General features: G+C 69.4%; 34 protein-coding genes. 33 read left to right on the top strand and 1 reads right to left on the bottom strand.

What is annotated here, in order from left to right; translation table 11 throughout:
• Positions 1-53 precede the first annotated feature (53 nt).
• From tuf to Q6350_RS01065, 32 genes are all read left to right on the top strand, one after another.
• Complete coding sequence (tuf, locus tag Q6350_RS01220) at positions 54-1,250, top strand: elongation factor Tu (protein WP_171246412.1); 1,197 nt, start codon at positions 54-56, stop codon at positions 1,248-1,250.
• 460 nt (positions 1,251-1,710) lie between these two features.
• The gene (gene rpsJ, locus Q6350_RS01215) at positions 1,711-2,019 is read left to right on the top strand and encodes a 30S ribosomal protein S10 (protein WP_013837837.1); all 309 of its coding nucleotides are present in this window, start codon (positions 1,711-1,713) and stop codon (positions 2,017-2,019) included.
• 14 nt (positions 2,020-2,033) lie between these two features.
• A complete protein-coding gene (gene rplC / locus Q6350_RS01210; RefSeq protein ID WP_171246411.1) occupies positions 2,034-2,687 on the top strand; it encodes a 50S ribosomal protein L3 in 654 nt (217 codons plus the stop codon).
• A gap of 5 nt (positions 2,688-2,692) precedes the next feature.
• Complete coding sequence (gene rplD, locus Q6350_RS01205; protein WP_304602519.1) at positions 2,693-3,391, top strand: 50S ribosomal protein L4; 699 nt, start codon at positions 2,693-2,695, stop codon at positions 3,389-3,391.
• Positions 3,388-3,690: a 50S ribosomal protein L23 gene (gene rplW / locus Q6350_RS01200; RefSeq protein ID WP_171246409.1), complete on the top strand. Its 303-nt coding sequence runs from the start codon at positions 3,388-3,390 to the stop codon at positions 3,688-3,690. The genes rplD and rplW overlap by 4 nt, the downstream gene beginning before the upstream one ends.
• A gap of 31 nt (positions 3,691-3,721) precedes the next feature.
• Positions 3,722-4,558, top strand: coding sequence for a 50S ribosomal protein L2 (gene rplB, locus Q6350_RS01195; protein WP_171246408.1), 837 nt, complete (start codon positions 3,722-3,724; stop codon positions 4,556-4,558).
• Positions 4,559-4,573: 15 nt separating this feature from the next.
• Positions 4,574-4,855 (top strand): 30S ribosomal protein S19, encoded by a 282-nt coding sequence (rpsS, locus tag Q6350_RS01190; RefSeq protein WP_171246407.1) that lies wholly within the window; start codon positions 4,574-4,576, stop codon positions 4,853-4,855.
• A gap of 54 nt (positions 4,856-4,909) precedes the next feature.
• Positions 4,910-5,278, top strand: a complete 369-nt coding sequence (gene rplV, locus Q6350_RS01185; protein WP_171246406.1) for a 50S ribosomal protein L22 — start codon at positions 4,910-4,912, stop codon at positions 5,276-5,278.
• The gene (rpsC, locus tag Q6350_RS01180; RefSeq protein WP_304602518.1) at positions 5,278-6,111 is read left to right on the top strand and encodes a 30S ribosomal protein S3; all 834 of its coding nucleotides are present in this window, start codon (positions 5,278-5,280) and stop codon (positions 6,109-6,111) included. Before rplV ends, rpsC begins: the two co-directional genes overlap by 1 nt.
• A gap of 3 nt (positions 6,112-6,114) precedes the next feature.
• A complete protein-coding gene (rplP, locus tag Q6350_RS01175) occupies positions 6,115-6,534 on the top strand; it encodes a 50S ribosomal protein L16 (RefSeq protein WP_171246404.1) in 420 nt (139 codons plus the stop codon).
• A complete protein-coding gene (gene rpmC / locus Q6350_RS01170) occupies positions 6,534-6,773 on the top strand; it encodes a 50S ribosomal protein L29 (protein WP_246246410.1) in 240 nt (79 codons plus the stop codon). The genes rplP and rpmC overlap by 1 nt, the downstream gene beginning before the upstream one ends.
• Positions 6,774-6,780: 7 nt before the next feature.
• Positions 6,781-7,065, top strand: coding sequence for a 30S ribosomal protein S17 (gene rpsQ / locus Q6350_RS01165; RefSeq protein WP_171246403.1), 285 nt, complete (start codon positions 6,781-6,783; stop codon positions 7,063-7,065).
• Positions 7,066-7,201: 136 nt separating this feature from the next.
• Positions 7,202-7,570 carry a 50S ribosomal protein L14 gene (gene rplN, locus Q6350_RS01160; protein ID WP_171246402.1) on the top strand — a complete coding sequence of 123 codons (369 nt, stop codon included), beginning with the start codon at positions 7,202-7,204 and terminating at the stop codon, positions 7,568-7,570.
• Positions 7,571-7,572: 2 nt separating this feature from the next.
• Entirely contained in the window at positions 7,573-7,914 is a 342-nt protein-coding gene (gene rplX, locus Q6350_RS01155) for a 50S ribosomal protein L24 (protein WP_171246401.1), read from the top strand.
• Entirely contained in the window at positions 7,914-8,486 is a 573-nt protein-coding gene (gene rplE / locus Q6350_RS01150; protein ID WP_171246400.1) for a 50S ribosomal protein L5, read from the top strand. Before rplX ends, rplE begins: the two co-directional genes overlap by 1 nt.
• A 1-nt stretch (position 8,487) precedes the next feature.
• The gene (locus tag Q6350_RS01145; protein ID WP_013837851.1) at positions 8,488-8,673 is read left to right on the top strand and encodes a type Z 30S ribosomal protein S14; all 186 of its coding nucleotides are present in this window, start codon (positions 8,488-8,490) and stop codon (positions 8,671-8,673) included.
• 77 nt (positions 8,674-8,750) lie between these two features.
• Positions 8,751-9,149: a 30S ribosomal protein S8 gene (gene rpsH / locus Q6350_RS01140; protein ID WP_171246399.1), complete on the top strand. Its 399-nt coding sequence runs from the start codon at positions 8,751-8,753 to the stop codon at positions 9,147-9,149.
• A gap of 20 nt (positions 9,150-9,169) precedes the next feature.
• Entirely contained in the window at positions 9,170-9,706 is a 537-nt protein-coding gene (gene rplF, locus Q6350_RS01135; protein ID WP_171246398.1) for a 50S ribosomal protein L6, read from the top strand.
• Positions 9,706-10,077, top strand: coding sequence for a 50S ribosomal protein L18 (rplR, locus tag Q6350_RS01130; RefSeq protein ID WP_171246397.1), 372 nt, complete (start codon positions 9,706-9,708; stop codon positions 10,075-10,077). The genes rplF and rplR overlap by 1 nt, the downstream gene beginning before the upstream one ends.
• 34 nt (positions 10,078-10,111) lie before the next feature.
• The gene (gene rpsE, locus Q6350_RS01125; RefSeq protein ID WP_171246396.1) at positions 10,112-10,780 is read left to right on the top strand and encodes a 30S ribosomal protein S5; all 669 of its coding nucleotides are present in this window, start codon (positions 10,112-10,114) and stop codon (positions 10,778-10,780) included.
• Positions 10,780-10,962 carry a 50S ribosomal protein L30 gene (gene rpmD, locus Q6350_RS01120; RefSeq protein ID WP_171246446.1) on the top strand — a complete coding sequence of 61 codons (183 nt, stop codon included), beginning with the start codon at positions 10,780-10,782 and terminating at the stop codon, positions 10,960-10,962. The genes rpsE and rpmD overlap by 1 nt, the downstream gene beginning before the upstream one ends.
• 2 nt (positions 10,963-10,964) lie before the next feature.
• Positions 10,965-11,441: a 50S ribosomal protein L15 gene (gene rplO, locus Q6350_RS01115; RefSeq protein ID WP_171246395.1), complete on the top strand. Its 477-nt coding sequence runs from the start codon at positions 10,965-10,967 to the stop codon at positions 11,439-11,441.
• Between the two features lie 339 nt (positions 11,442-11,780).
• Entirely contained in the window at positions 11,781-13,079 is a 1,299-nt protein-coding gene (secY, locus tag Q6350_RS01110; protein WP_171246394.1) for a preprotein translocase subunit SecY, read from the top strand.
• 80 nt (positions 13,080-13,159) lie between these two features.
• Positions 13,160-13,717 (top strand): adenylate kinase, encoded by a 558-nt coding sequence (locus tag Q6350_RS01105; protein ID WP_304603078.1) that lies wholly within the window; start codon positions 13,160-13,162, stop codon positions 13,715-13,717.
• A gap of 24 nt (positions 13,718-13,741) precedes the next feature.
• Positions 13,742-14,632, top strand: coding sequence for a type I methionyl aminopeptidase (gene map, locus Q6350_RS01100; protein ID WP_304602517.1), 891 nt, complete (start codon positions 13,742-13,744; stop codon positions 14,630-14,632).
• A 223-nt stretch (positions 14,633-14,855) separates the two neighbouring features.
• Positions 14,856-15,077 (top strand): translation initiation factor IF-1, encoded by a 222-nt coding sequence (gene infA, locus Q6350_RS01095; RefSeq protein ID WP_020016137.1) that lies wholly within the window; start codon positions 14,856-14,858, stop codon positions 15,075-15,077.
• Positions 15,078-15,159: 82 nt separating this feature from the next.
• Positions 15,160-15,273, top strand: a complete 114-nt coding sequence (gene rpmJ, locus Q6350_RS01090) for a 50S ribosomal protein L36 (protein ID WP_171246392.1) — start codon at positions 15,160-15,162, stop codon at positions 15,271-15,273.
• A 160-nt stretch (positions 15,274-15,433) separates the two neighbouring features.
• Positions 15,434-15,808, top strand: coding sequence for a 30S ribosomal protein S13 (gene rpsM / locus Q6350_RS01085; protein WP_304602516.1), 375 nt, complete (start codon positions 15,434-15,436; stop codon positions 15,806-15,808).
• A gap of 80 nt (positions 15,809-15,888) precedes the next feature.
• Positions 15,889-16,293 (top strand): 30S ribosomal protein S11, encoded by a 405-nt coding sequence (gene rpsK / locus Q6350_RS01080; protein WP_171246390.1) that lies wholly within the window; start codon positions 15,889-15,891, stop codon positions 16,291-16,293.
• Positions 16,294-16,430: 137 nt separating this feature from the next.
• Entirely contained in the window at positions 16,431-17,444 is a 1,014-nt protein-coding gene (locus Q6350_RS01075; RefSeq protein ID WP_171246389.1) for a DNA-directed RNA polymerase subunit alpha, read from the top strand.
• 76 nt (positions 17,445-17,520) lie between these two features.
• The gene (gene rplQ, locus Q6350_RS01070; protein WP_171246388.1) at positions 17,521-18,042 is read left to right on the top strand and encodes a 50S ribosomal protein L17; all 522 of its coding nucleotides are present in this window, start codon (positions 17,521-17,523) and stop codon (positions 18,040-18,042) included.
• 138 nt (positions 18,043-18,180) lie between these two features.
• Positions 18,181-19,005, top strand: coding sequence for an alpha/beta fold hydrolase (locus Q6350_RS01065; RefSeq protein ID WP_304602515.1), 825 nt, complete (start codon positions 18,181-18,183; stop codon positions 19,003-19,005).
• On the opposite strand, the gene Q6350_RS01060 is transcribed toward Q6350_RS01065, so the two are convergent.
• Positions 18,892-19,686 (bottom strand): ROK family protein, encoded by a 795-nt coding sequence (locus Q6350_RS01060; protein ID WP_370375350.1) that lies wholly within the window; start codon positions 19,684-19,686, stop codon positions 18,892-18,894. The genes Q6350_RS01065 and Q6350_RS01060 overlap by 114 nt on opposite strands.
• On the opposite strand from Q6350_RS01060, the gene truA reads away from it, so the two are divergent.
• A complete protein-coding gene (gene truA / locus Q6350_RS01055) occupies positions 19,679-20,590 on the top strand; it encodes a tRNA pseudouridine(38-40) synthase TruA (RefSeq protein WP_305064759.1) in 912 nt (303 codons plus the stop codon). The genes Q6350_RS01060 and truA overlap by 8 nt on opposite strands.
• Positions 20,591-20,693 lie beyond the last annotated feature (103 nt).

The raw sequence follows: 20,693 nt of genomic DNA, 5'->3' as shown, positions 1-20,693 counted from the left end.
CGGCCGACACTCGCAATCGTTCGGAACATCTACCCAAGTCCCAGGAGGACCCAGTGGCTAAGGCCAAGTTCGAGCGGACCAAGCCGCACGTCAACATCGGCACGATCGGTCACGTCGACCACGGTAAGACGACGCTGACCGCCGCGATCTCGAAGACCCTCGCGGAGACGTACCCGGACCTGCCGGCGAACCAGCTCCGCGCCTTCGACGAGATCGACGCCGCGCCGGAGGAGAAGCAGCGCGGTATCACGATCAACATCGCGCACATCGAGTACGAGACGCCGAACCGTCACTACGCGCACGTCGACGCGCCGGGTCACGCCGACTACATCAAGAACATGATCACCGGTGCCGCCCAGATGGACGGCGCGATCCTCGTGGTCGCCGCGACCGACGGTCCGATGGCGCAGACCCGCGAGCACGTCCTCCTGGCCCGCCAGGTCGGCGTCCCGTACCTGCTCGTCGCGCTGAACAAGTCCGACATGGTCGAGGACGAGGAGCTCCTCGAGCTCGTCGAGATGGAGGTCCGCGAGCTGCTGTCGTCGCAGGACTTCGACGGCGACAACGCCCCGGTCATCCGCGTCTCCGGCCTCAAGGCCCTCGAGGGCGACCCCGAGTGGACCAAGAAGGTCCTCGAGCTCATGGAGGCCGTGGACGAGAACGTCCCCGAGCCGCAGCGTGACCTCGACAAGCCGTTCCTCATGCCGATCGAGGACGTCTTCACCATCACCGGTCGCGGAACCGTCGTCACCGGCAAGGTGGAGCGCGGCTCGCTCGACATCAACTCCGAGGTCGAGATCGTCGGCATCCGTTCGCCGCAGAAGACGACCGTCACCGGTATCGAGACCTTCCACAAGCAGATGGACCAGGCCCAGGCGGGCGACAACACCGGTCTGCTGCTGCGCGGTCTCAAGCGTGAGGACGTCGAGCGCGGTCAGGTCGTCGTGAAGCCGGGTTCGATCACCCCGCACACCAACTTCGAGGCCCAGGTCTACATCCTGGCCAAGGACGAGGGCGGCCGTCACAACCCGTTCTACTCGAACTACCGTCCGCAGTTCTACTTCCGGACCACGGACGTCACCGGTGTCATCGAGCTGCCCGAGGGCACCGAGATGGTCATGCCGGGCGACAACACCGACATGACGGTCGAGCTGATCCAGCCGATCGCCATGGAGGAGGGCCTCGGCTTCGCCATCCGCGAGGGTGGCCGCACGGTCGGTTCCGGCCGTGTCACCAAGATCCTCAAGTGATCTGCTGATCACCTGGTGATCCCGGAGCCCTAGGCTCCGCCGGTCCTCCGAGGCCCGGGCCCCGCGCGGGTCCGGGCCTCGGATGCGTCCGGCGTCACAGTACGAGGGGTTGGTTTCCCGGCTCCTCGTATGGCAAGATGTACAAGTTGCCTGTCACGGGCGCGTTCTTTCTCGTGTCGAACAGTGTGTAGCACCACGGTGCCGCCGGAACCTCTGGTCTGCGGTGGCGTCGGGCGCGACCTCCCCCCGGGGGAGTCGTGGGATGCCGGCTGTCGACGCGCACGAGCGCCCCACGGACACATGTCTTCGACAGGCTTGGCATACGTCGTGGCCCGCACCGCGGGCCACACCCACGGCCCCCATGCCGGACAGGTATGCGCACGGTTCTGTCGCACAAAGCGACACGCCCGAGCGCGGGGGTCGGACAGTAGCGGTTCGAGAGAGAGAGTCAGACGACGCCATGGCGGGACAGAAGATCCGCATCCGGCTCAAGTCCTACGACCACGAGGTGATCGACAGCTCGGCGCGCAAGATCGTCGACACGGTCACTCGCGCTGGTGCGACGGTCGTGGGCCCGGTGCCGCTGCCGACGGAGAAGAACGTCTTCACCGTCATCCGGTCGCCTCACAAGTACAAGGACAGCCGTGAGCACTTCGAGATGCGTACTCACAAGCGGCTGATCGACATCATCGACCCCACGCCGAAGGCTGTCGACTCGCTGATGCGCATCGACCTGCCGGCCGACGTGAACATCGAGATCAAGCTCTGAGGCTGGAAGAGATCATGACCAACCAGCAGAAGAACGTGACCGCGGTGCTCGGCACCAAGCTCGGCATGACGCAGACGTGGAACGAGGACGGCAAGCTCGTCCCGGTCACCGTCGTGGCCGTCCCCACCAACGTGGTGACGCAGGTCCGCAACGCGGACTCCGACGGCTACGCGGCCGTCCAGCTCGCCGCCGGCCAGATCGACCCGCGCAAGGTCACCAAGCCGCTCAAGGGCCACTTCGAGAAGGCCGGCGTCACGCCGCGCCGTCACGTGGCCGAGATCCGTACCGACGACTCCGCCGAGTACACGCTCGGCCAGGAGATCACCGCCGAGGCCTTCGAGGCCGGCGTGCTGGTCGACGTCGTCGGCACCACCAAGGGCAAGGGCACCGCCGGTGTCATGAAGCGCCACGGCTTCTCCGGTGTGGGTGCCTCCCACGGTGCGCACCGCAACCACCGCAAGCCGGGTTCGATCGGTGGCGCCGCCACGCCCTCGCGCGTCTTCCGCGGCATGCGGATGGCCGGTCGCATGGGCAACGCCCGCAAGACCGTCCAGAACCTGACCGTCCACGCGGTCGACGCGGAGAAGGGTCTGCTGCTCGTCACGGGCGCGGTCCCGGGTCCCAAGGGCGGCATCGTCCTCGTCCGTACCGCCGCGAAGGGAGCCTGAGACCGATGGCTAACCTGACCGTCGACGTGCTCGACGCCACGGGCAAGAAGGCCGGCACCGCCGAGCTCCCCGCCGAGGTGTTCGACGTCGCCACGAACGTCCCGCTGATCCACCAGGTGGTCGTCGCGCAGCGCGCGGCCTCCCGCCAGGGGACGGCCGCCACCAAGACCCGCGCCGAGGTGCGCGGCGGTGGCAAGAAGCCCTACAAGCAGAAGGGCACCGGTCGCGCCCGCCAGGGTTCGATCCGCGCCCCGCAGTTCGCCGGTGGTGGCACCGTCCACGGCCCGCAGCCGCGCAAGTACGACCAGCGCACGCCGAAGAAGATGAAGGCCGCCGCCCTGCGCGGTGCCCTCTCCGACCGTGCCCGCGCCGGCCGCGTCCACGTGGTCTCCGGGTTCGGCATCGACGACAAGCCGTCGACCAAGGCCGCGCTCGGCACCATCTCGGCGCTCACCGACCGCACGCACGTGCTGGTCGTCACGGAGCGTTCGGACGAGCTGACGATCAAGTCGCTGCGGAACCTGGAGCAGGTCCACCTGCTGACCGCGGACCAGCTCAACACCTACGACGTCCTCGTCTCCGACGACGTCGTCTTCACCTCCGGTGCGCTCGAGGCGTTCCTGGCCGGCCCGGCGACGGGCAAGTCGGCCAAGGCCGTCGCGACCGAGACCGAGGCCGCGTCCGAGAAGGAGGCCACCAAGTGACCGCCGTGACGAAGGACCCGCGCGACATCCTGATCGCGCCGGTCGTCTCCGAGAAGTCCTACAACCTCCTCGACGAGGGCAAGTACACCTTCGTCGTGGACCCGGACGCCAACAAGACCGAGATCAAGATCGCGGTCGAGAAGGTCTTCGGCGTGAAGGTCGCCTCGGTGAACACGATCAACCGCAAGGGCAAGGCGCGTCGTACGCGCTTCGGCCTGGGCAAGCGCAAGGACACGAAGCGTGCGATCGTCACCCTCCGCGAGGGGTCGATCGACATCTTCGGCGGTCCGGTCGGCTGAGCCGCACGAGAGCAGATCGAGGACTACTTCCATGGGAATCCGTAAGCACAAGCCGACGACGCCCGGCCGCCGCGGCTCGAGCGTCGCCGACTTCGTCGAGGTCACCCGTTCGGAGCCGGAGAAGTCGCTGGTTCGTCCGCTGTCCAAGACCGGCGGCCGCAACAGCTCCGGCCGGATCACCACCCGGCACAAGGGCGGTGGCCACAAGCGCGCCTACCGCGTGATCGACTTCCGTCGTCACGACAAGGACGGCGTGCCGGCGAAGGTCGCGCACATCGAGTACGACCCGAACCGCACGGCGCGCATCGCGCTCCTGCACTACGCGGACGGCACGAAGCGCTACATCATCGCGCCGAACAAGCTCGCGCAGGGTGACACCGTCGAGGCCGGCCCCGGCGCCGACATCAAGCCCGGCAACAACCTGCCGCTGCGCAACATCCCGACGGGTACCGTCATCCACGCCGTCGAGCTCCGCCCCGGTGGCGGCGCGAAGATCGCCCGCTCCGCGGGCGCTTCGGTCCAGCTCGTCGCGAAGGACGGCCCCTACGGCCAGCTGCGCATGCCGTCCGGCGAGATCCGGAACGTGGACCTGCGCTGCCGCGCCACGATCGGCTGGGTCGGCAACGCCGAGCAGTCGAACATCAACTGGGGCAAGGCCGGCCGCATGCGCTGGAAGGGCGTCCGCCCGACCGTCCGCGGTGTCGTGATGAACCCCGTCGACCACCCGCACGGTGGTGGCGAGGGCCGCACCTCCGGTGGCCGCCACCCGGTGAGCCCCTGGGGCCAGCCCGAGGGCCGGACCCGTCGTCCGAACAAGCCCAGCGACAAGCTGATCGTCCGCCGTCGTCGCACCGGCAAGAAGCGCTGAAAAGGAGCCTGACAGATGCCTCGTAGCCTGAAGAAGGGCCCCTTCGTCGACGACCACCTGCAGAAGAAGGTGGACGCTCAGAACGAGAAGGGGACCAAGAACGTCATCAAGACGTGGTCCCGCCGGTCGGTCATCACGCCCGACTTCCTCGGCCACACCTTCGCCGTCCACGACGGCCGCAAGCACGTCCCGGTCTTCGTGACCGAGGCCATGGTGGGTCACAAGCTGGGCGAGTTCGCCCCTACGCGGATGTTCCGCGGCCACGTGAAGGACGACAGGAAGGGTCGCCGCCGCTGACCCCGGTCAGTCGGTAGCGACTCGGACTGTCTGAGAAAAGGAAGCAGGACAGCAATGGAAGCCAAGGCGCAGGCGCGGTTCGTCCGTGTCACGCCCATGAAGGCCCGGCGCGTCGTCGACCTCATCCGTGGCAAGCAGGCCGCTGAGGCCGTCGCGGTGCTGAAGTTCGCGCCGCAGGCGGCGAGCGAGCCCGTCCGCAAGGTGGTCGAGTCCGCTGTGGCCAACGCACGGGTGAAGGCCGACCGCGCGAACGAGCGCTTCGACGAGGCCGACTACGTGGTCTCGATGGCGTACGTGGACGAGGGCCCGACCCTCAAGCGGTTCCGCCCCCGTGCGCAGGGGCGTGCCAGCCGCATCCTCAAGCGCACCAGCCACATCACCGTGGTCGTCGCACCGCGCGAGCAGAAGGAAGGGGCCCGATAGTGGGGCAGAAGATTCACCCGCACGGGTACCGCCTCGGCATCACCACCGACCACCGGTCGCGCTGGTTCGCCGACAGCACCAAGCCTGGTCAGCGGTACCGCGACTACGTCCGCGAGGACGTCGAGATCCGCAAGCTCATGAGCACCGGTCTCGAGCGGGCCGGTATCGCCAAGGTCGAGATCGAGCGCACGCGTGACCGCGTCCGTGTGGACATCCACACGGCGCGTCCGGGCATCGTCATCGGCCGTCGCGGCGCCGAGGCCGACCGCATCCGCGGCGAGCTCGAGAAGCTCACGGGCAAGCAGGTCCAGCTCAACATCCTCGAGGTCAAGAACGCCGAGATCGACGCGCAGCTCGTCGCGCAGGGCATCGCCGAGCAGCTGGCGAGCCGCGTCTCCTTCCGTCGCGCCATGCGCAAGGGCATCCAGTCCGCGCAGCGTGCCGGCGCGAAGGGCATCCGGGTCCAGGTCTCGGGCCGTCTCGGCGGCGCCGAGATGAGCCGGTCGGAGTTCTACCGCGAGGGGCGCGTGCCGCTGCACACCCTGCGCGCGAACATCGACTACGGCTTCTTCGAGGCCCGCACCACCTTCGGTCGCATCGGCGTGAAGGTCTGGATCTACAAGGGCGACCTCACCGAGAAGGAGTTCGCCGCACAGCAGGCGGCCGCCGCGCCCCGCCAGGGCCGTGGCCGTGGTGGCGAGCGTCGTGGTGGTCGTCGCAACGACCGCAACGAGCGTCCGTCGCAGCCGAAGCAGCAGAACGCTGCCGAGGCGTCCGACGCGCCGGCCCCGGCCGACCAGGCCGCGGCCCCCGAGTCCGGAACGGAGGCCTGAGTCATGCTGATCCCGCGCAGGCTCAAGCACCGCAAGCAGCACCACCCGAAGCGCTCCGGCGTGGCCAAGGGTGGCACCACGATCTCCTTCGGCGACTACGGCATCCAGGCTCTCGAGCCCGCCTACGTCACGAACCGCCAGATCGAGGCTGCTCGTATCGCGATGACCCGCCACATCAAGCGAGGCGGCAAGGTCTGGATCAACGTCTTCCCGGACCGCCCGCTGACCAAGAAGCCGGCTGAGACCCGCATGGGTTCCGGCAAGGGCTCGCCCGAGTGGTGGGTCGCCAACGTCAAGCCCGGCCGCATCGTCTTCGAGCTGGCCGGCGTCCCCGAGGACTTGGCACGCGAGGCCCTGCGCCGCGCGATGCACAAGCTTCCGATGAAGTGCCGTTTCGTGGTGCGCGAAGGTGGTGCGAACTGATGGCTATCGGTACCCAGGGCCTGGCCCCCGCCGACCTCGACGGCTTCGACGACGAGACCCTCGTCGCGAAGCTCAAGGAGCAGAAGGAAGAGCTCTTCAACCTTCGCTTCCAGGCCGCCACCGGCCAGCTCGAGTCGCACGGCCGCCTCAAGGCGGTCAAGCGCGACATCTCGCGGATCTACACGGTCCTGCGGGAGCGCGAGCTCGGCATCCGTACGGCCCCGAGCGTGAGTGAGTGAGGCACTGATGAGCGAGAACACCGAGACGGTGACCACCGAGGAGCGGTCCAGCCGCAAGGTGCGCCGCGGCTACGTCGTCAGCGACAAGATGGAGAAGACCATCGTCGTCGAGGTCGAGGACCGCAAGAAGCACCCGCTCTACGGCAAGGTCATGCGCCGCACGAACAAGGTGAAGGTGCACGACGAGGAGAACACCGCGGGCCGCGGCGACCTCGTCGTCATCATGGAGACCCGCCCGCTGTCCGCGACCAAGCGGTGGCGCCTGGTGGAGATCCTCGAGAAGGCCAAGTAAGCACAGACCTTCCTCGGTGGGGGCCGCGGTGTGACACACGTATGCGCCGGGTCCCCACCACAGCAACTATCCGTTCGGCCAGGCTCGTCCGGGACCTCCCGGGCAGAGAACCAGCTCGACGACAGGAGATCAATCGATGATCCAGCAGGAGTCGCGACTGCGAGTCGCCGACAACACGGGTGCGAAGGAGATTCTCACCATCCGTGTTCTCGGAGGCTCCGGCCGTCGCTACGCCGGTATCGGCGACACCATCGTCGCCACCGTCAAGGACGCGATCCCGGGCGGCAACGTGAAGAAGGGCGACGTCGTCAAGGCCGTCATCGTCCGGACCGCCAAGGAGCGCCGTCGTCCCGACGGTTCCTACATCAAGTTCGACGAGAACGCCGCTGTCATCCTCAAGGGCGACAGCGACCCCCGTGGAACCCGCATCTTCGGCCCGGTCGGGCGTGAGCTGCGTGACAAGAAGTTCATGAAGATCATCTCGCTGGCTCCGGAGGTGCTCTGACCATGGCGAAGATCAAGAAGGGCGACCAGGTGATCGTCACCGCAGGTCGCGACAAGGGCAAGACGGGCCGCGTGCTCGAGGTGCTCAAGGACTCCGACCGCATCGTGGTCGAGGGCATCCAGCGCGTGACCAAGCACGTGAAGGCCGGCCAGTCGGCTCGCGGCACCCGCACGGGTGGCCTCGAGACCGTCGAGGCACCGATCCACGTGTCGAACGTGATGCTGGTCGACCCCGAGACGAAGAAGCCGACCCGTGTGGGCTTCCGTCTCGAGGAGGTGGAGCAGGACGGCCGTACCCGCACGGTGCGCGTCCGCTACGCCAAGCGCTCCGGGAAGGACATCTGATGACCGAGACGACTCTCGAGGCCCCGGCCCTGCCGCGCCTCAAGCAGAAGTACCGCGAGGAGATCCTCTCCGCCCTCAAGGACGAGTTCGACCACCAGAACGTCCAGCAGGTCGCCGGCCTCACGAAGGTCGTCGTCAACATGGGTGTCGGGGACGCCGCGCGCGACTCCAAGCTCATCGAGGGCGCCATCCGCGACCTGACGGCGATCACCGGCCAGAAGCCGGCGATCAACCGTGCCAAGAAGTCCATCGCGCAGTTCAAGCTGCGTGAGGGCATGCCGATCGGCGCGCACGTCACCCTCCGCGGTGACCGCATGTGGGAGTTCCTCGACCGCCTGCTCTCGATCGCGCTGCCGCGCATCCGCGACTTCCGCGGTCTGAGCCCGAAGCAGTTCGACGGCCACGGCAACTACACGTTCGGTCTCACGGAGCAGTCGATGTTCCACGAGATCAACCAGGACAAGATCGACCGTGTCCGGGGCATGGACATCACGATCGTGACGACGGCGACGACCGACGACGAGGGCCGCTCCCTGCTGCGCCGTCTCGGTTTCCCCTTCAAGGAGAACTGATATGGCGAAGAAGGCCCTGATCAACAAGGCGAACGCCAAGCCGAAGTTCGCCGTGCGTGCCTACACCCGGTGCCAGCGGTGCGGGCGTCCGCACTCGGTCTACCGCAAGTTCGGCCTGTGCCGGATCTGCCTGCGGGAGATGGCCCACCGCGGCGAGCTCCCCGGCGTCACCAAGAGCAGCTGGTAAAACAACTACGCCGTAGGTCCGTGCGGCGCCCACCGCGGCGCCGCACGGATACCCCGGCGAGGAAGGGCTAGAGCCCGATGACTATGACCGACCCGATCGCAGACATGCTGACGCGTCTGCGCAACGCGAACTCGGCGCACCACGACACGGTCACCATGCCGTTCTCGAAGCTGAAGTCGCGCATCGCGGAGATCCTGCAGGCCGAGGGTTACATCAGCGGCTGGACCGTCGAGGACGCCCGGGTGGGCAAGGACCTCACCCTGACCCTCAAGTACGGCCCGAGCCGTGAGCGCGCGCTCACCGGCGTGCGCCGTGTGTCCAAGCCCGGCCTGCGCGTCTACGCGAAGTCCACCAACCTCCCGAAGGTCCTCGGTGGCCTCGGCGTGGCCATCCTGTCCACCTCCTCCGGCCTCCTGACCGACCGTCAGGCGCAGGACAAGGGTGTGGGCGGCGAAGTCCTCGCCTACGTCTGGTAATCCGGAAAGGAGAGACGCCCATGTCTCGAATCGGCAAGCTCCCCGTTCCGGTCCCGTCCGGCGTGGAGATCACCATCAGCGGTGCGCTCGTGACCGTCAAGGGCCCGAAGGGCACCCTGGAGCACACGGTCGCCGCACCGATCACCGTCGAGCAGACCGAGGACGGCCTCAAGGTCTCGCGTCCCGACGAGGAGCGCGAGTCGCGCTCGCTGCACGGCCTGACCCGCACCCTGCTGTCGAACATGGTCACCGGTGTGACCAACGGCTACGAGCGCAAGCTCGAGATCGTCGGCACCGGTTACCGCGTCGTGGCCAAGGGGCAGGACCTCGAGTTCGCGCTCGGGTTCTCGCACCCCGTCAAGGTCACGCCGCCGGAGGGCATCACCTTCGCGGTGGAGAGCCCCACGAAGTTCTCGGTCTCCGGCATCGACAAGCAGCAGGTCGGCGAGGTCGCCGCGAACATCCGCAAGATCCGCCGCCCCGAGCCCTACAAGGGCAAGGGTGTGCGGTACGCCGACGAGGTCGTCCGTCGCAAGGTCGGAAAGGCTGGTAAGTGATGGCTCTCAAGGTTCTCGGCAAGGGCAAGAGCGTCGCTCGTCAGCGTCGTCACCTTCGCCTGCGCAAGAAGATCAAGGGCACCGCGGAGCGTCCCCGCCTCGTCGTGACCCGTTCGTCGCGTCACATGGTGGCGCAGGTCGTGGACGACACGGTCGGCAAGACCGTGGCCTCCGCCTCGACGCTCGAGGCCGACCTGCGTGCGATGGACGCCGACAAGACCGCCAAGGCCCGCAAGGTCGGCGAGCTCGTCGCCGAGCGTGCGAAGTCTGCCGGTGTCGACGCCGTGGTCTTCGACCGTGGCGGCAACAAGTACCACGGTCGGGTGGCTGCGGTCGCCGACGGCGCGCGCGAAGGCGGTCTGGCGCTGTGATGACCACGTTCGCACGGAAGATGAGGATCCTCTGATGGCTGCAGGGCAGCGCAACACCGGCGCCCCCCAGGGCGCCAACGAGTCCAAGAACGACGGTCGCCGCTCCAACCGGCGCGACGACCGCCGCAGCAACAACCGCGGTGACGACCGGAACGCCTTCGTCGAGCGCGTGGTGACGATCAACCGCGTCGCCAAGGTCGTCAAGGGCGGCCGCCGCTTCAGCTTCACCGCGCTGGTCGTGGTGGGCGACGGCGACGGCACCGTCGGTGTCGGCTACGGCAAGGCGAAGGAGGTGCCCTCGGCGATCGCCAAGGGTGTCGAGGAGGCGAAGAAGAACTTCTTCCGCGTCCCGCGCATCCAGGGCACCATCCCGCACCAGGTCCAGGGCGAGGAGGCGGCCGGTGTCGTCTTCCTGCGTCCGGCCTCCCCGGGTACCGGTGTGATCGCCGGTGGTCCGGTGCGTGCCGTGCTGGAGTGCGCCGGCATCCACGACGTGCTGAGCAAGTCGCTCGGTTCGTCGAACGCCATCAACATCGTGCGCGCCACCGTCGCGGCCCTGAAGGGTCTCGAGGAGCCGGCGGCCGTGGCGGCTCGCCGCGGTCTGCCGCTCGAGGACGTCGCACCGGCTCCGCTGCTCCGCGCCCAGGCCGCCGGCCGGGCCGAGCAGGCGGAGAAGAAGTCCGACGAGAAGGTGGGTGCGTGATGGCCCGTCTCAAGGTCACCCAGGTCAAGTCCGCCATCGGCGGCAAGCAGAACCAGCGTGACACGCTGCGGTCCCTCGGCCTCAAGCGGATCGGCGACATCGCCGTGAAGGAGGACCGTCCGGAGATCCGTGGCATGGTCACCACGGTGGCGCATCTCGTCACCGTCGAGGAGGTCGACTGATCATGGCCGACAGCACCAAGGACAACGGCGCGCAGTCGAAGCCGCTCAAGGTCCACCACCTGCGTCCGGCCCCCGGCGCCAAGACCGCCAAGACCCGTGTGGGTCGCGGTGAGGCGTCGAAGGGTAAGACGGCGGGTCGCGGTACCAAGGGGACGAAGGCTCGTTACCAGGTGCCCGCGGGCTTCGAGGGCGGGCAGATCCCGCTCCACATGCGGCTGCCGAAGCTGCGTGGCTTCAAGAACCCGTTCCGCGTCGAGTACCAGGTCGTCAACCTGGACAAGCTCGCCGCGCTGTACCCGGAGGGGGGCTCCGTCACGGTCGACGATCTCGTCGCCAAGGGCGCGGTCCGCTCCGGACAGCCGGTGAAGGTTCTCGGCACGGGCGAGATCACCGTCAAGCTGGACGTCGCGGTCGACGCGATCTCCGGCTCCGCCAAGGACAAGGTCCTGGCGGCCGGCGGCTCGGTCTCGGAGGACTGAGGTCCGTCGCAGGGCCGGTGGCGCAGTCGCGCCACCGGCCCTTGCGCGTTCCTCGGGGTGGGGGTGACGATCACCTCGAGGAGCGACGTCCCGGGAGTCGGATTGTCCTGGTCTGCTACCTTCGACCGGGATCAGTGGTCCAGATCACTCACCGGGACACGTAGAATCCGTCACGGTCCGTTTCTGCACGCCCCGCGTGCCGAGGTGTCGGAGCATCCCGGCCGGACCACGACCGAGTCGGCGTCTCGACGTCGCGGGGCCGTCCCGCGGGCGTCGCGCGCCACACCTCGTCGGGCGACCGGCGACACGACATCCCGCCCCGGCGGGTCAGGAGGATAGGTGCTCAGCGCATTCGGCCGGGCTTTCCGGACACCGGACCTGCGGCGCAAGCTGCTGTTCACGATCGCGATCATGGCGCTGTTCCGCGTGGGGTCGTTCGTCCCGACGCCGGGCGTCGACTACGGCAACGTCCAGCAGTGCGTGGCCTCCCTCGAGGACAGCACCTCGCTGCTCGGTCTCGTCAACACGTTCAGTGGTGGCGCACTCCTGCAGCTGTCGGTGTTCGCGCTGGGGATCATGCCCTACATCACCGCCAGCATCATCACGCAGCTCCTGCGCGTGGTCATCCCGCGGTTCGAGGCACTCCACAAGGAGGGGCAGTCGGGTCAGGCGAAGCTGACGCAGTACACCCGCTACCTGACGATCGCCCTGGCCATCCTGCAGTCGACCACCATCGTCACCACGGCCCGCACCGGGCTGCTGTTCCCGGGCTGCAACCTCGACGTCGTGGTCGACGACCGGTTCGTCACCGCCGCCCTCATGGTGATCACCATGACGGCCGGCACCGGTCTCGTGATGTGGCTCGGCGAGCTCATCACCGAGAAGGGCATCGGCAACGGCATGTCCCTGCTGATCTTCACCTCGATCGTGGCGAGCTTCCCGACGGCCCTCTGGTCGATCGCCGGCGGTGCCAACGGCGCGCTGAACTTCATCATCATGATCGCCGTGATCGTGCTGGTCATCGGCATGGTCGTGTTCGTCGAGCAGTCCCAGCGCCGCATCCCGGTGCAGTACGCCAAGCGGATGGTCGGGCGCCGGATGTACGGCGGCACGAGCACCTACATCCCGATCAAGATCAACATGGCGGGCGTCATCCCGGTCATCTTCGCGGCGTCGATCCTCGCGATCCCCGCACTGATCGCCCAGTTCGGCGACCAGACGGCGGACTGGGTCGTGTGGGTCTCGAACAACCTGGCGCAGCAGGACCAGCCGCTCTACGTCGCGCTGTACATCGCGATGATCATCTTCTTCGCCTTCTTCTACACGTCGATCACGTTCAACCCGGACGAGGTCGCGGACAACATGAAGAAGTACGGGGGCTTCATCCCCGGCATCCGTGCCGGGCGCCCCACGGCCGAGTACCTCGACTACGTGATCACCCGCATCACGTCGGCCGGCTCGCTGTATCTCGCCATCGTCGCCCTCATCCCGACGTTGGTGCTGGTGTTCCTCGGCGTGACCACGAACATCCCGTTCGGCGGGACGTCGATCCTCATCATCGTCGGTGTTGGGCTGGAGTTCGTGAAGCAGGTGAACTCCCAGCTCCAGCAGCGCCACTACGAAGGGTTCCTCCGTTGACCGAGACGACCACCCCGACCACCCGTCGCGAGCTGCACGGCTCCCAGCGTCCCGAGGCACGGGTGACCCGCCTGGTGATCATGGGACCGCAGGGCGCGGGCAAGGGCACCCAGGCCGCTCGGCTCGCCGAGGTCTTCGGGATCCCCGCCATCTCGACCGGTGACATCTTCCGGGCGAACATCAAGGGCGGCACCGAGCTCGGCCGGCTCGCCCAGGAGTACTCCTCGAAGGGCGAGCTCGTCCCGGACGAGGTCACGGACTCGATGGTCCGCGACCGGCTCGGGGAGGAGGACGTCAAGGGCGGGTTCCTGCTCGACGGCTACCCCCGCAACGCGCACCAGGTGGAGGCTCTCGACGCGATCCTCGGCGAGCTCGACTGGGAGCTGGACGGGGTCATCGAGCTGACGGCCGAGCGCGAGGAGCTGCTCCAGCGCATCTCGAAGCGCGCCGAGGTCGAGGGTCGCGAGGACGACACGCCGGAGGCGATCGCCCGCCGGCTGGACATCTACGAGGCCGAGACCGCCCCGCTGACCGCTGCCTACGCCGAGCGCGGCCTGCTGGTGCAGGTGGACGGCATCGGTGAGATCTCGGAGGTCACCGACCGGATCGTCACCTCGCTCGAGCAGCAGTTCGGCTGACGGGCAGCGAGCAGGCTGAACGAGGTGTTCCGTTCCCGTCCCCGGATCGAGCTGAAGTCGCGCGACGACATCCTCAGGATGCGTCGCGCCGGCCTGGTCGTCGCCGACACGCTGGCGCAGGTGCGCGCCGCCGCCCGCCCCGGGGCGTCGACGGCTGACCTCGACCGTGTGGCCGCCGACGCGATCGCGGCGGCCGGGGCGTCGCCGTCGTTCCTCGGGTACCACGGCTTCCCCGCGACGATCTGCACGTCGGTGAACGACGAGGTCGTCCACGGGATCCCCGGCCCGCGCGTGCTGGCGGTCGGGGACCTGGTGTCCGTCGACTGCGGCGCGATCGTCGACGGCTGGCACGGTGACTCCGCCATCTCCTTCCAGGTCGGCCCGGACGGGGCGCTCGGCCCCGACGAGGCCGGTGCGGTGGAGCTCGACGCCGACGACGCCGCGCTCGTGCGGGCGACGCGCAGCGCCATGTGGGCGGGTATCGCCGCCCTGGCCTCCGCACGGCGTGTGGGGGAGGTCGGCGACGCCGTCGAGATGGCCGCCGAGACGGCGGGCGACCTCGCGGGCACGTCCTACGGCATCGTCGAGGAGTACACGGGCCACGGGATCGGTACCGCGATGCACCAGCCGCCCGAGGTCCTCAACTTCCGGGCGACGGACCGCGGCCCCCGCGTGCGCCCCGGCCTGTGCCTGGCGGTCGAGCCGATGCTGACCCGGGGGTCGGAGGTCACCCGCGTGCTGGGTGACGACTGGACCGTCGTGACCGGCGACGGCTCGCGGGCCGCGCACTGGGAGCACACGGTCGCGGTGCTCGAGGACGGGATCGCCGTGCTCACGGCCCCGGACCTCGGCCGTGCCGGTCTGGCGCCGTTCGAGGTCGTCCCCGTCGACCTCGACGGCCCGGCCCCGGTGTGACGTACGCCAGGCTTGCCAGGTCGCATCGATGGGGTACGATATTTAGTCGGGTGTAGTCCGTTCGTGTGCCCCGTCCCCCGCTCGTCGAGAGCGACGGGGCGCGGCCCTGGCCAACGGAAGCACGCGATCCACGTCCTCGCGAGATCCGTCTCGTGCCCCGACCGCGGTCGGACGGGCGTGGCTGCAGTCCGTCGAAAGACACAGACGAGAGTTAGCGGAGGACATGGCAAAGAAGGACGGTGTCATCGAGATCGAGGGCAGCGTGATCGAGGCGCTGCCGAACGCGATGTTCCGCGTGGAGCTGAGCAACGGTCACAAGGTCCTCGCCCACATCTCGGGCAAGATGCGGCAGCACTACATCCGGATCCTCCCCGAGGACCGGGTCGTGGTGGAGCTCAGCCCGTACGACCTGTCCCGTGGCCGGATCGTCTACCGCTACAAGTAGTCGTCATCCCCCCACCCGATCGACATCGCCGCGCGAGCGTCCGGCCCTGGTGGCCCGGGCGTCCGGCGGCAGAGGAACACTGATGAAGGTCAAGCCGAGCGTCAAGAAGATCTGCGACCAGTGCAAGGTGATCCGCCGGCACGGTCGCGTCATGGTGATCTGCTCGAACCAGCGCCACAAGCAGCGCCAGGGCTGATCACGCCCGTCGCCGCGCCGTCCTCGGACGCCGTGGCTCAGCGCACCATCACGGAGCCGCTCATCGAGCGGCCGAACCTCCGGTCCAGGGGCCGGGGCCCGCGGTCCTCGCGGGAGGGTGGTGCGGCAGACCTCTGGACGAAGGACAGGAGTCGCCAGGAATGGCACGTCTGATCGGCGTCGACCTCCCGCGCGAGAAGCGGGTCGTCGTCGCACTCACTTACATCTACGGCGTCGGGCGCACCCGCGCCGAGCAGACCGTCGCGGCCGCCGGGATCTCCCCGGACACGCGCGTGAAGGACCTCGGCGACGCCGAGCTCGTCGCGCTGCGCGACCACCTCGAGGGCAGCTACCAGCTCGAGGGTGACCTCCGCCGCGAGGTCGCGGCCGACATCCGCCGCAAGGTGGAGATCGGTACCTACCAGGGTCTGCGTCACCGTCGCGGACTGCCGGTGCGTGGTCAGCGCACCAAGACCAACGCGCGTACCCGCAAGGGCAAGAAGCGCACCGTCGCGGGCAAGAAGAAGTCCCGCTGACGTCAGCAGTCCGTGGAGCGGGTCAGCACCGCTGACCCTCGCCCCGGTCCGACGACCTCAGACCAGGAGTATCAACGCATATGCCTCCCAAGTCCCGCTCGACCGCCGCGCGCAAGCCGCGTCGCAAGGACAAGAAGAACGTCCCGCACGGCCAGGCGCACATCAAGAGCACCTTCAACAACACGATCGTGTCGATCACCGACCCCTCGGGCGCCGTGATCTCGTGGGCCTCCGCCGGCCACGTCGGCTTCAAGGGCTCCCGCAAGTCCACGCCGTACGCCGCCCAGCTGGCCGCCGAGTCCGCTGCGCGCCGTGCCCAGGACCACGGCGTCAAGAAGGTCGACGTCTTCGTCAAGGGCCCGGGCTCCGGTCGTGAGACCGCGATCCGTTCGCTGCAGGCGACCGGTATCGAGGTCGGCTCGATCCAGGACGTCACGCCCCAGGCGCACAACGGCTGCCGTCCCCCGAAGCGCCGCCGCGTCTGACCCCTCGAACCGACCGGGCCTCGTGCCCGGTCGGTTCCAGCCCTGCCCGGGCGGGTGGACCGAGTCCCGTCCGGACCGCGTAGACCGCGGATCCGTGATGCGTCATATGGCGGACGCACACTGAAAGGACCATCACAGTGCTCATCGCACAGCGCCCCTCGCTGACCGAAGAGGTCATCTCGGAGTACCGTTCGCGCTTCTCCATCGAGCCGCTCGAGCCCGGCTTCGGCTACACGCTCGGCAACTCGCTGCGTCGCACGCTGCTGTCGTCCATCCCGGGCGCGGCGGTCACCTCCATCCGCATCGACGGTGTGCTCCACGAGTTCACCACCGTGCCGGGTGTCAAGGAGGACGTCACCGAGATCATCCTCAACATCAAGAACCTCGTCGTCTCGTCCGAGAACGACGAGCCGGTCGTGATGTACCTGCGCAAGCAGGGCGCCGGTGCGGCGACCGCGGCGGACATCGTCCCGCCCGCGGGCGTCGAGGTGCACAACCCCGACCTGCACATCGCCACGCTCAACGACGAGGGCCGGCTCGAGATCGAGCTGACCGTCGAGCGGGGTCGTGGCTACGTGTCCGCCGCGCAGAACAAGACCCTGGACGCCGAGATCGGTCGGATCCCCGTGGACTCGATCTACTCGCCCGTCCTGAAGGTCACGTACAAGGTCGAGGCGACCCGTGTCGAGCAGCGCACGGACTTCGACAAGCTGATCGTCGACGTCGAGACGAAGAACGCGATCGCCCCGCGCGACGCGCTCGCCTCGGCCGGCAAGACGCTCGTCGAGCTGTTCGGCCTGGCCCGCGAGCTGAACGTCGAGGCCGAGGGCATCGAGATCGGCCCGTCGCCCACGGACTCCGCGCTGGCCGCGGACCTGGCGCTGCCGATCGAGGAGCTCAACCTCACGATCCGTTCGTACAACTGCCTCAAGCGCGAGGGCATCCACCAGGTCGGTGAGCTCGTGGCGCGCAGCGAGGCGGACCTGCTCGACATCCGCAACTTCGGTGCCAAGTCGATCAACGAGGTCAAGGAGAAGCTCGCGGAGCTGGGCCTTGCTCTCAAGGACTCGCCGCTCGACTTCGACCCCTCGGCGCAGTACTTCGCCGGCGGGGACGACGAGACCTCGTACACCGACGAGCAGCCGTACTGACGCACCGCGCCCGCAGCGGCACCGCTCGACATGACGGGGCCGCGCGGCGTGGAACGACACCCAAGGAGAACCAGTTATGCCTACCCCCACCAAGGGTCCGCGGCTCGGCGGGAGCCCGGCGCACGAGCGGCTGATGCTCGCGAACCTGGCGACCGCCCTCTTCGAGCACGGCCGCATCACGACCACCGAGACGAAGGCCAAGCGCCTGCGCCCGGTCGCCGAGCGTCTGATCACCTTCGCCAAGCGCGGTGACCTGCACGCCCGTCGCCGCGTCCAGCGGGTCGTGCGCGACAAGTCCGTCGTACACACGCTGTTCACCGAGATCGCTCCGGCCATGGCCGAGCGCAACGGTGGCTACACGCGCATCACGAAGGTCGGCAACCGCAAGGGCGACAACGCCCCGATGGCGGTCATCGAGCTCATCACCGAGCCCGTGAGCCCGAAGCAGGCCGTCGTCAAGGAGGCCACGAAGGCCGCCGAGAAGTCGGCCGCCTCGAAGAAGGCCGACGACAAGCCTGCCGACACCACGGAGGAGACGAAGGCCGCCGAGGCGACCGAGTCCACCGAGGCGACGACCGAGGAGAAGAAGGAGGACTGACGTCCTCCGGCTTCCCGGCCGGCTGCACGCATGAGGGCCCCGCACCGATGGTGCGGGGCCCTCGTCGTGCTCACGGTGCCACCCGTCGACAGCGACGCCCGCCGCGTGCGCCCGGCGGCGCCTGGTTACGGTGGGGACATGCTCCCGGTGGTCCTCCTGCACGGCTCGCGCACGTCGCGCACGATGTGGCGCCGGCAGCTGGCGACGCTCGCCGCGGCCGGTATCCCCGCCGTCGCGCCGGACCTGCCGGGCCACGGCGCGCGGCGGGGGACACGGTTCACCCTGGACGGTGCGATCGCCACCGTGCGCGACGCCGTCGACGACGTCGGCGGTCGGGCCCTCGTGGTGGGCCTGTCCCTCGGCGGGTACGTCGGGATCGAGCACCGTGCCCGGCACCCCGAGCAGGTCGCCGGACTCGTCGCGGCGTCGTGCTCGACGGACCCCGCCTCTCCGTTGCGCGCCGGGTGGCTCGTGCTGGCCCGCCGGATCGAACGGTGGGGGGACAGCGGCGCGCACCTGAACGACACCTTCGTGCGCGCCCTGGTCGACCCGGAGTCCGCCGTCGACCTCGCGGCGGGAGGCTTCGCGCTCGACGTCATGGGGGACGTGCTCGAGGAGGTCGGCCGCATCGACGTCCGGGAGGCGCTGCGGCGGGCCGACAGCCCCGTCCTCCTCGTCAACGGGCAGTGGGACCACTTCCGCGGTCAGGAGCGCTCGCTGCTCGCCGCGGCGCGGTCGACCGGGGCGGACGCCCGGCTGGTGGTCGTGCCGCGTGCGAAGCACCTGGTGAGCCTGGACGCCCCGGTGGCCTTCTCCCGGGTGCTGCTCGAGGCGCACGTCGCGGCGCGCTCAGCCCTCGGCGAGGTCCCAGGCCCGGACACCGCCGACGAGGGCGGCCGTGTTCGGGACCACGACGACGTCGTCGCCCAGCCGCGCGAGCGCCGCCGGGCCCAGGCACCGTGAGTTGCCGCCGCCGAGGTACAGGCGGTCCCACCAGAACACGGGGCGCAGCCCCTCGACGACGGTGACCACCCGGCGCGACCACAGGCCGTTGCCGAGCCGTCGTCGCTCCGGCTCACCCACGTACTGGTCGTACGTGGTGCCCCGGCGCAGGGGCGCGCGGGACCACTCCAGGTGCGGCGCCAGCCGGCCGCCGTCGAAGAGGGCGGACCCGAGGCCGGTGCCGAGGGTGAGCACGAGCTCCACGCCGCTGCCGGCCACCACGCCGGCGCCGTGCAGCTCGGCGTCGTTGAGGACCAGCGTGGGCACGTCGAGGCGGGCGTGCAGGGCGGCCCGCAGGTCGACGTTGCGCCACCGGTCCACGAGGTCGGGGTCCACCCGGGACCGGGGTCCGGACCGGGTCACGTAGTGCGGGGTGTGCACCACCACGCCGTGACGGATCATCCCCGGCAGGCCCACGGTGGCCCGCTCGGCCGGGGGGAGGGCGGCCGCGATGTCCGCGACGGTGTCGACCAGCAGGTCGGGCGGCAGCGGGTAGGGCGTCGGCACGCGCACGGGGTCGGCGTGCGCGGTGCCGGCGTCGTCGAGCACGGTGGCCTTGATGCCGCCGCCGCCGCAGTCCACGGCGAGAGTCATGAGGTCGGGCACGGGACCATCATCCGGGCACAATGGCCGGGTGAGCATCACGAACGCGCCGGAGGTCGAGGTCGGGACCGTGCGGGTCCGCCTCGACCTCGCCTACGCCGGCACGCACTTCGCCGGCTGGGCCACCCAGCCCGGCCTGCGGACCGTCCAGGGCGTCCTGGAGGAGGCGCTCGCGACGATCCTGCGCACGGGCCCGCTGGAGCTGCCGTGGCCGCGCCTCACCGTCGCCGGCCGGACGGACGCGGGCGTGCACGCCCGCGGTCAGGTGGCGCACGTGGACGTGCCGCGCGACCGGTGGGACGCCATGCCGGGACGGTCGGACCGGGACCCGGGGCGGGCGCTGGTCGACCGCCTCGCCGGGGTCCTGCCGGCCGACGTCGTCGTGCGGGAGGCCGAGGTCGCCCCGCCCGGCTTCGACGCCCGCTTCTCCGCCCTGTCACGGACCTACCGCTACCGCATCGCCGACGAGCACGTGCTGCGCGATCCCCTGCGGCGCGAGTCCGTGCTGTGGCACCGGCGACCGCTGGACGTGGCGGCCATGGACGAGGCGGCGCGGCCCCTGACCGGCCTGCACGACTTCGCGGCATTCTGCAAGCCGCGCGAGGGCGCGACCACGATCCGGGAGCTGACGCGGTTCGCCTGGTCCCGTCCCGAGGACGGCCCCGACGCCGGACTGGTCGTCGCCGAGGTCGTGGCGGACGCGTTCTGCCACTCGATGGTCCGGGCGCTGGTGGGCATGTCGCTCGCGGTGGGGGAGGGACGGCGGCCCGCGGCCGACGCCGCGTCCGTGCTCGCCGCCGGCGACCGGGCCGCCGCCGGTGCCGTCGCCCCGGCGCGCGGGCTGACCCTGGAGCACGTCGCCTACCCGGTCACCGCCGAGCTCGGCCTGCGCGCGCGACGGGTCCGGGCCCGTCGTCGACGGGACGAGGTCGGGCCGCGCTGAGCGACCTTTTCACCCCCGGCTTCACCCGACGGACGCGACCCCCGTGGTCCCGCGCTGCGTAGGCTGGAAGCGGACTCGACGCCGCGACCGAGGAGACTCCGTC

Source organism: Isoptericola sp. b515 (assembly GCF_030588125.1).
GTDB classification, from domain to species: Bacteria; Actinomycetota; Actinomycetes; order Actinomycetales; family Cellulomonadaceae; genus Isoptericola; species Isoptericola sediminis.
Note: the sequence above shows the minus strand (reverse complement) of the source record. Positions and strands in the feature narration are given on the sequence as shown.

Coding starts and splice junctions, on each gene's coding strand:
- rpsJ (WP_013837837.1), top strand. CDS start 1,711: ATGGCGGGACAGAAGATCCGCATCCGGCTCAAGTCCTACGACCACGAG.
- rplC (WP_171246411.1), top strand. CDS start 2,034: ATGACCAACCAGCAGAAGAACGTGACCGCGGTGCTCGGCACCAAGCTC.
- rplD (WP_304602519.1), top strand. CDS start 2,693: ATGGCTAACCTGACCGTCGACGTGCTCGACGCCACGGGCAAGAAGGCC.
- rplB (WP_171246408.1), top strand. CDS start 3,722: ATGGGAATCCGTAAGCACAAGCCGACGACGCCCGGCCGCCGCGGCTCG.
- rpsS (WP_171246407.1), top strand. CDS start 4,574: ATGCCTCGTAGCCTGAAGAAGGGCCCCTTCGTCGACGACCACCTGCAG.
- rplV (WP_171246406.1), top strand. CDS start 4,910: ATGGAAGCCAAGGCGCAGGCGCGGTTCGTCCGTGTCACGCCCATGAAG.
- rplP (WP_171246404.1), top strand. CDS start 6,115: ATGCTGATCCCGCGCAGGCTCAAGCACCGCAAGCAGCACCACCCGAAG.
- rpmC (WP_246246410.1), top strand. CDS start 6,534: ATGGCTATCGGTACCCAGGGCCTGGCCCCCGCCGACCTCGACGGCTTC.
- rpsQ (WP_171246403.1), top strand. CDS start 6,781: ATGAGCGAGAACACCGAGACGGTGACCACCGAGGAGCGGTCCAGCCGC.
- rplN (WP_171246402.1), top strand. CDS start 7,202: ATGATCCAGCAGGAGTCGCGACTGCGAGTCGCCGACAACACGGGTGCG.
- rplX (WP_171246401.1), top strand. CDS start 7,573: ATGGCGAAGATCAAGAAGGGCGACCAGGTGATCGTCACCGCAGGTCGC.
- rplE (WP_171246400.1), top strand. CDS start 7,914: ATGACCGAGACGACTCTCGAGGCCCCGGCCCTGCCGCGCCTCAAGCAG.
- Q6350_RS01145 (WP_013837851.1), top strand. CDS start 8,488: ATGGCGAAGAAGGCCCTGATCAACAAGGCGAACGCCAAGCCGAAGTTC.
- rpsH (WP_171246399.1), top strand. CDS start 8,751: ATGACTATGACCGACCCGATCGCAGACATGCTGACGCGTCTGCGCAAC.
- rplF (WP_171246398.1), top strand. CDS start 9,170: ATGTCTCGAATCGGCAAGCTCCCCGTTCCGGTCCCGTCCGGCGTGGAG.
- rplR (WP_171246397.1), top strand. CDS start 9,706: ATGGCTCTCAAGGTTCTCGGCAAGGGCAAGAGCGTCGCTCGTCAGCGT.
- rpsE (WP_171246396.1), top strand. CDS start 10,112: ATGGCTGCAGGGCAGCGCAACACCGGCGCCCCCCAGGGCGCCAACGAG.
- rpmD (WP_171246446.1), top strand. CDS start 10,780: ATGGCCCGTCTCAAGGTCACCCAGGTCAAGTCCGCCATCGGCGGCAAG.
- rplO (WP_171246395.1), top strand. CDS start 10,965: ATGGCCGACAGCACCAAGGACAACGGCGCGCAGTCGAAGCCGCTCAAG.
- Q6350_RS01105 (WP_304603078.1), top strand. CDS start 13,160: ATGGGACCGCAGGGCGCGGGCAAGGGCACCCAGGCCGCTCGGCTCGCC.
- infA (WP_020016137.1), top strand. CDS start 14,856: ATGGCAAAGAAGGACGGTGTCATCGAGATCGAGGGCAGCGTGATCGAG.
- rpmJ (WP_171246392.1), top strand. CDS start 15,160: ATGAAGGTCAAGCCGAGCGTCAAGAAGATCTGCGACCAGTGCAAGGTG.
- rpsM (WP_304602516.1), top strand. CDS start 15,434: ATGGCACGTCTGATCGGCGTCGACCTCCCGCGCGAGAAGCGGGTCGTC.
- rpsK (WP_171246390.1), top strand. CDS start 15,889: ATGCCTCCCAAGTCCCGCTCGACCGCCGCGCGCAAGCCGCGTCGCAAG.
- rplQ (WP_171246388.1), top strand. CDS start 17,521: ATGCCTACCCCCACCAAGGGTCCGCGGCTCGGCGGGAGCCCGGCGCAC.
- Q6350_RS01065 (WP_304602515.1), top strand. CDS start 18,181: ATGCTCCCGGTGGTCCTCCTGCACGGCTCGCGCACGTCGCGCACGATG.
- Q6350_RS01060 (WP_370375350.1), bottom strand. CDS start 19,686: ATGCTCACCCGGCCATTGTGCCCGGATGATGGTCCCGTGCCCGACCTC.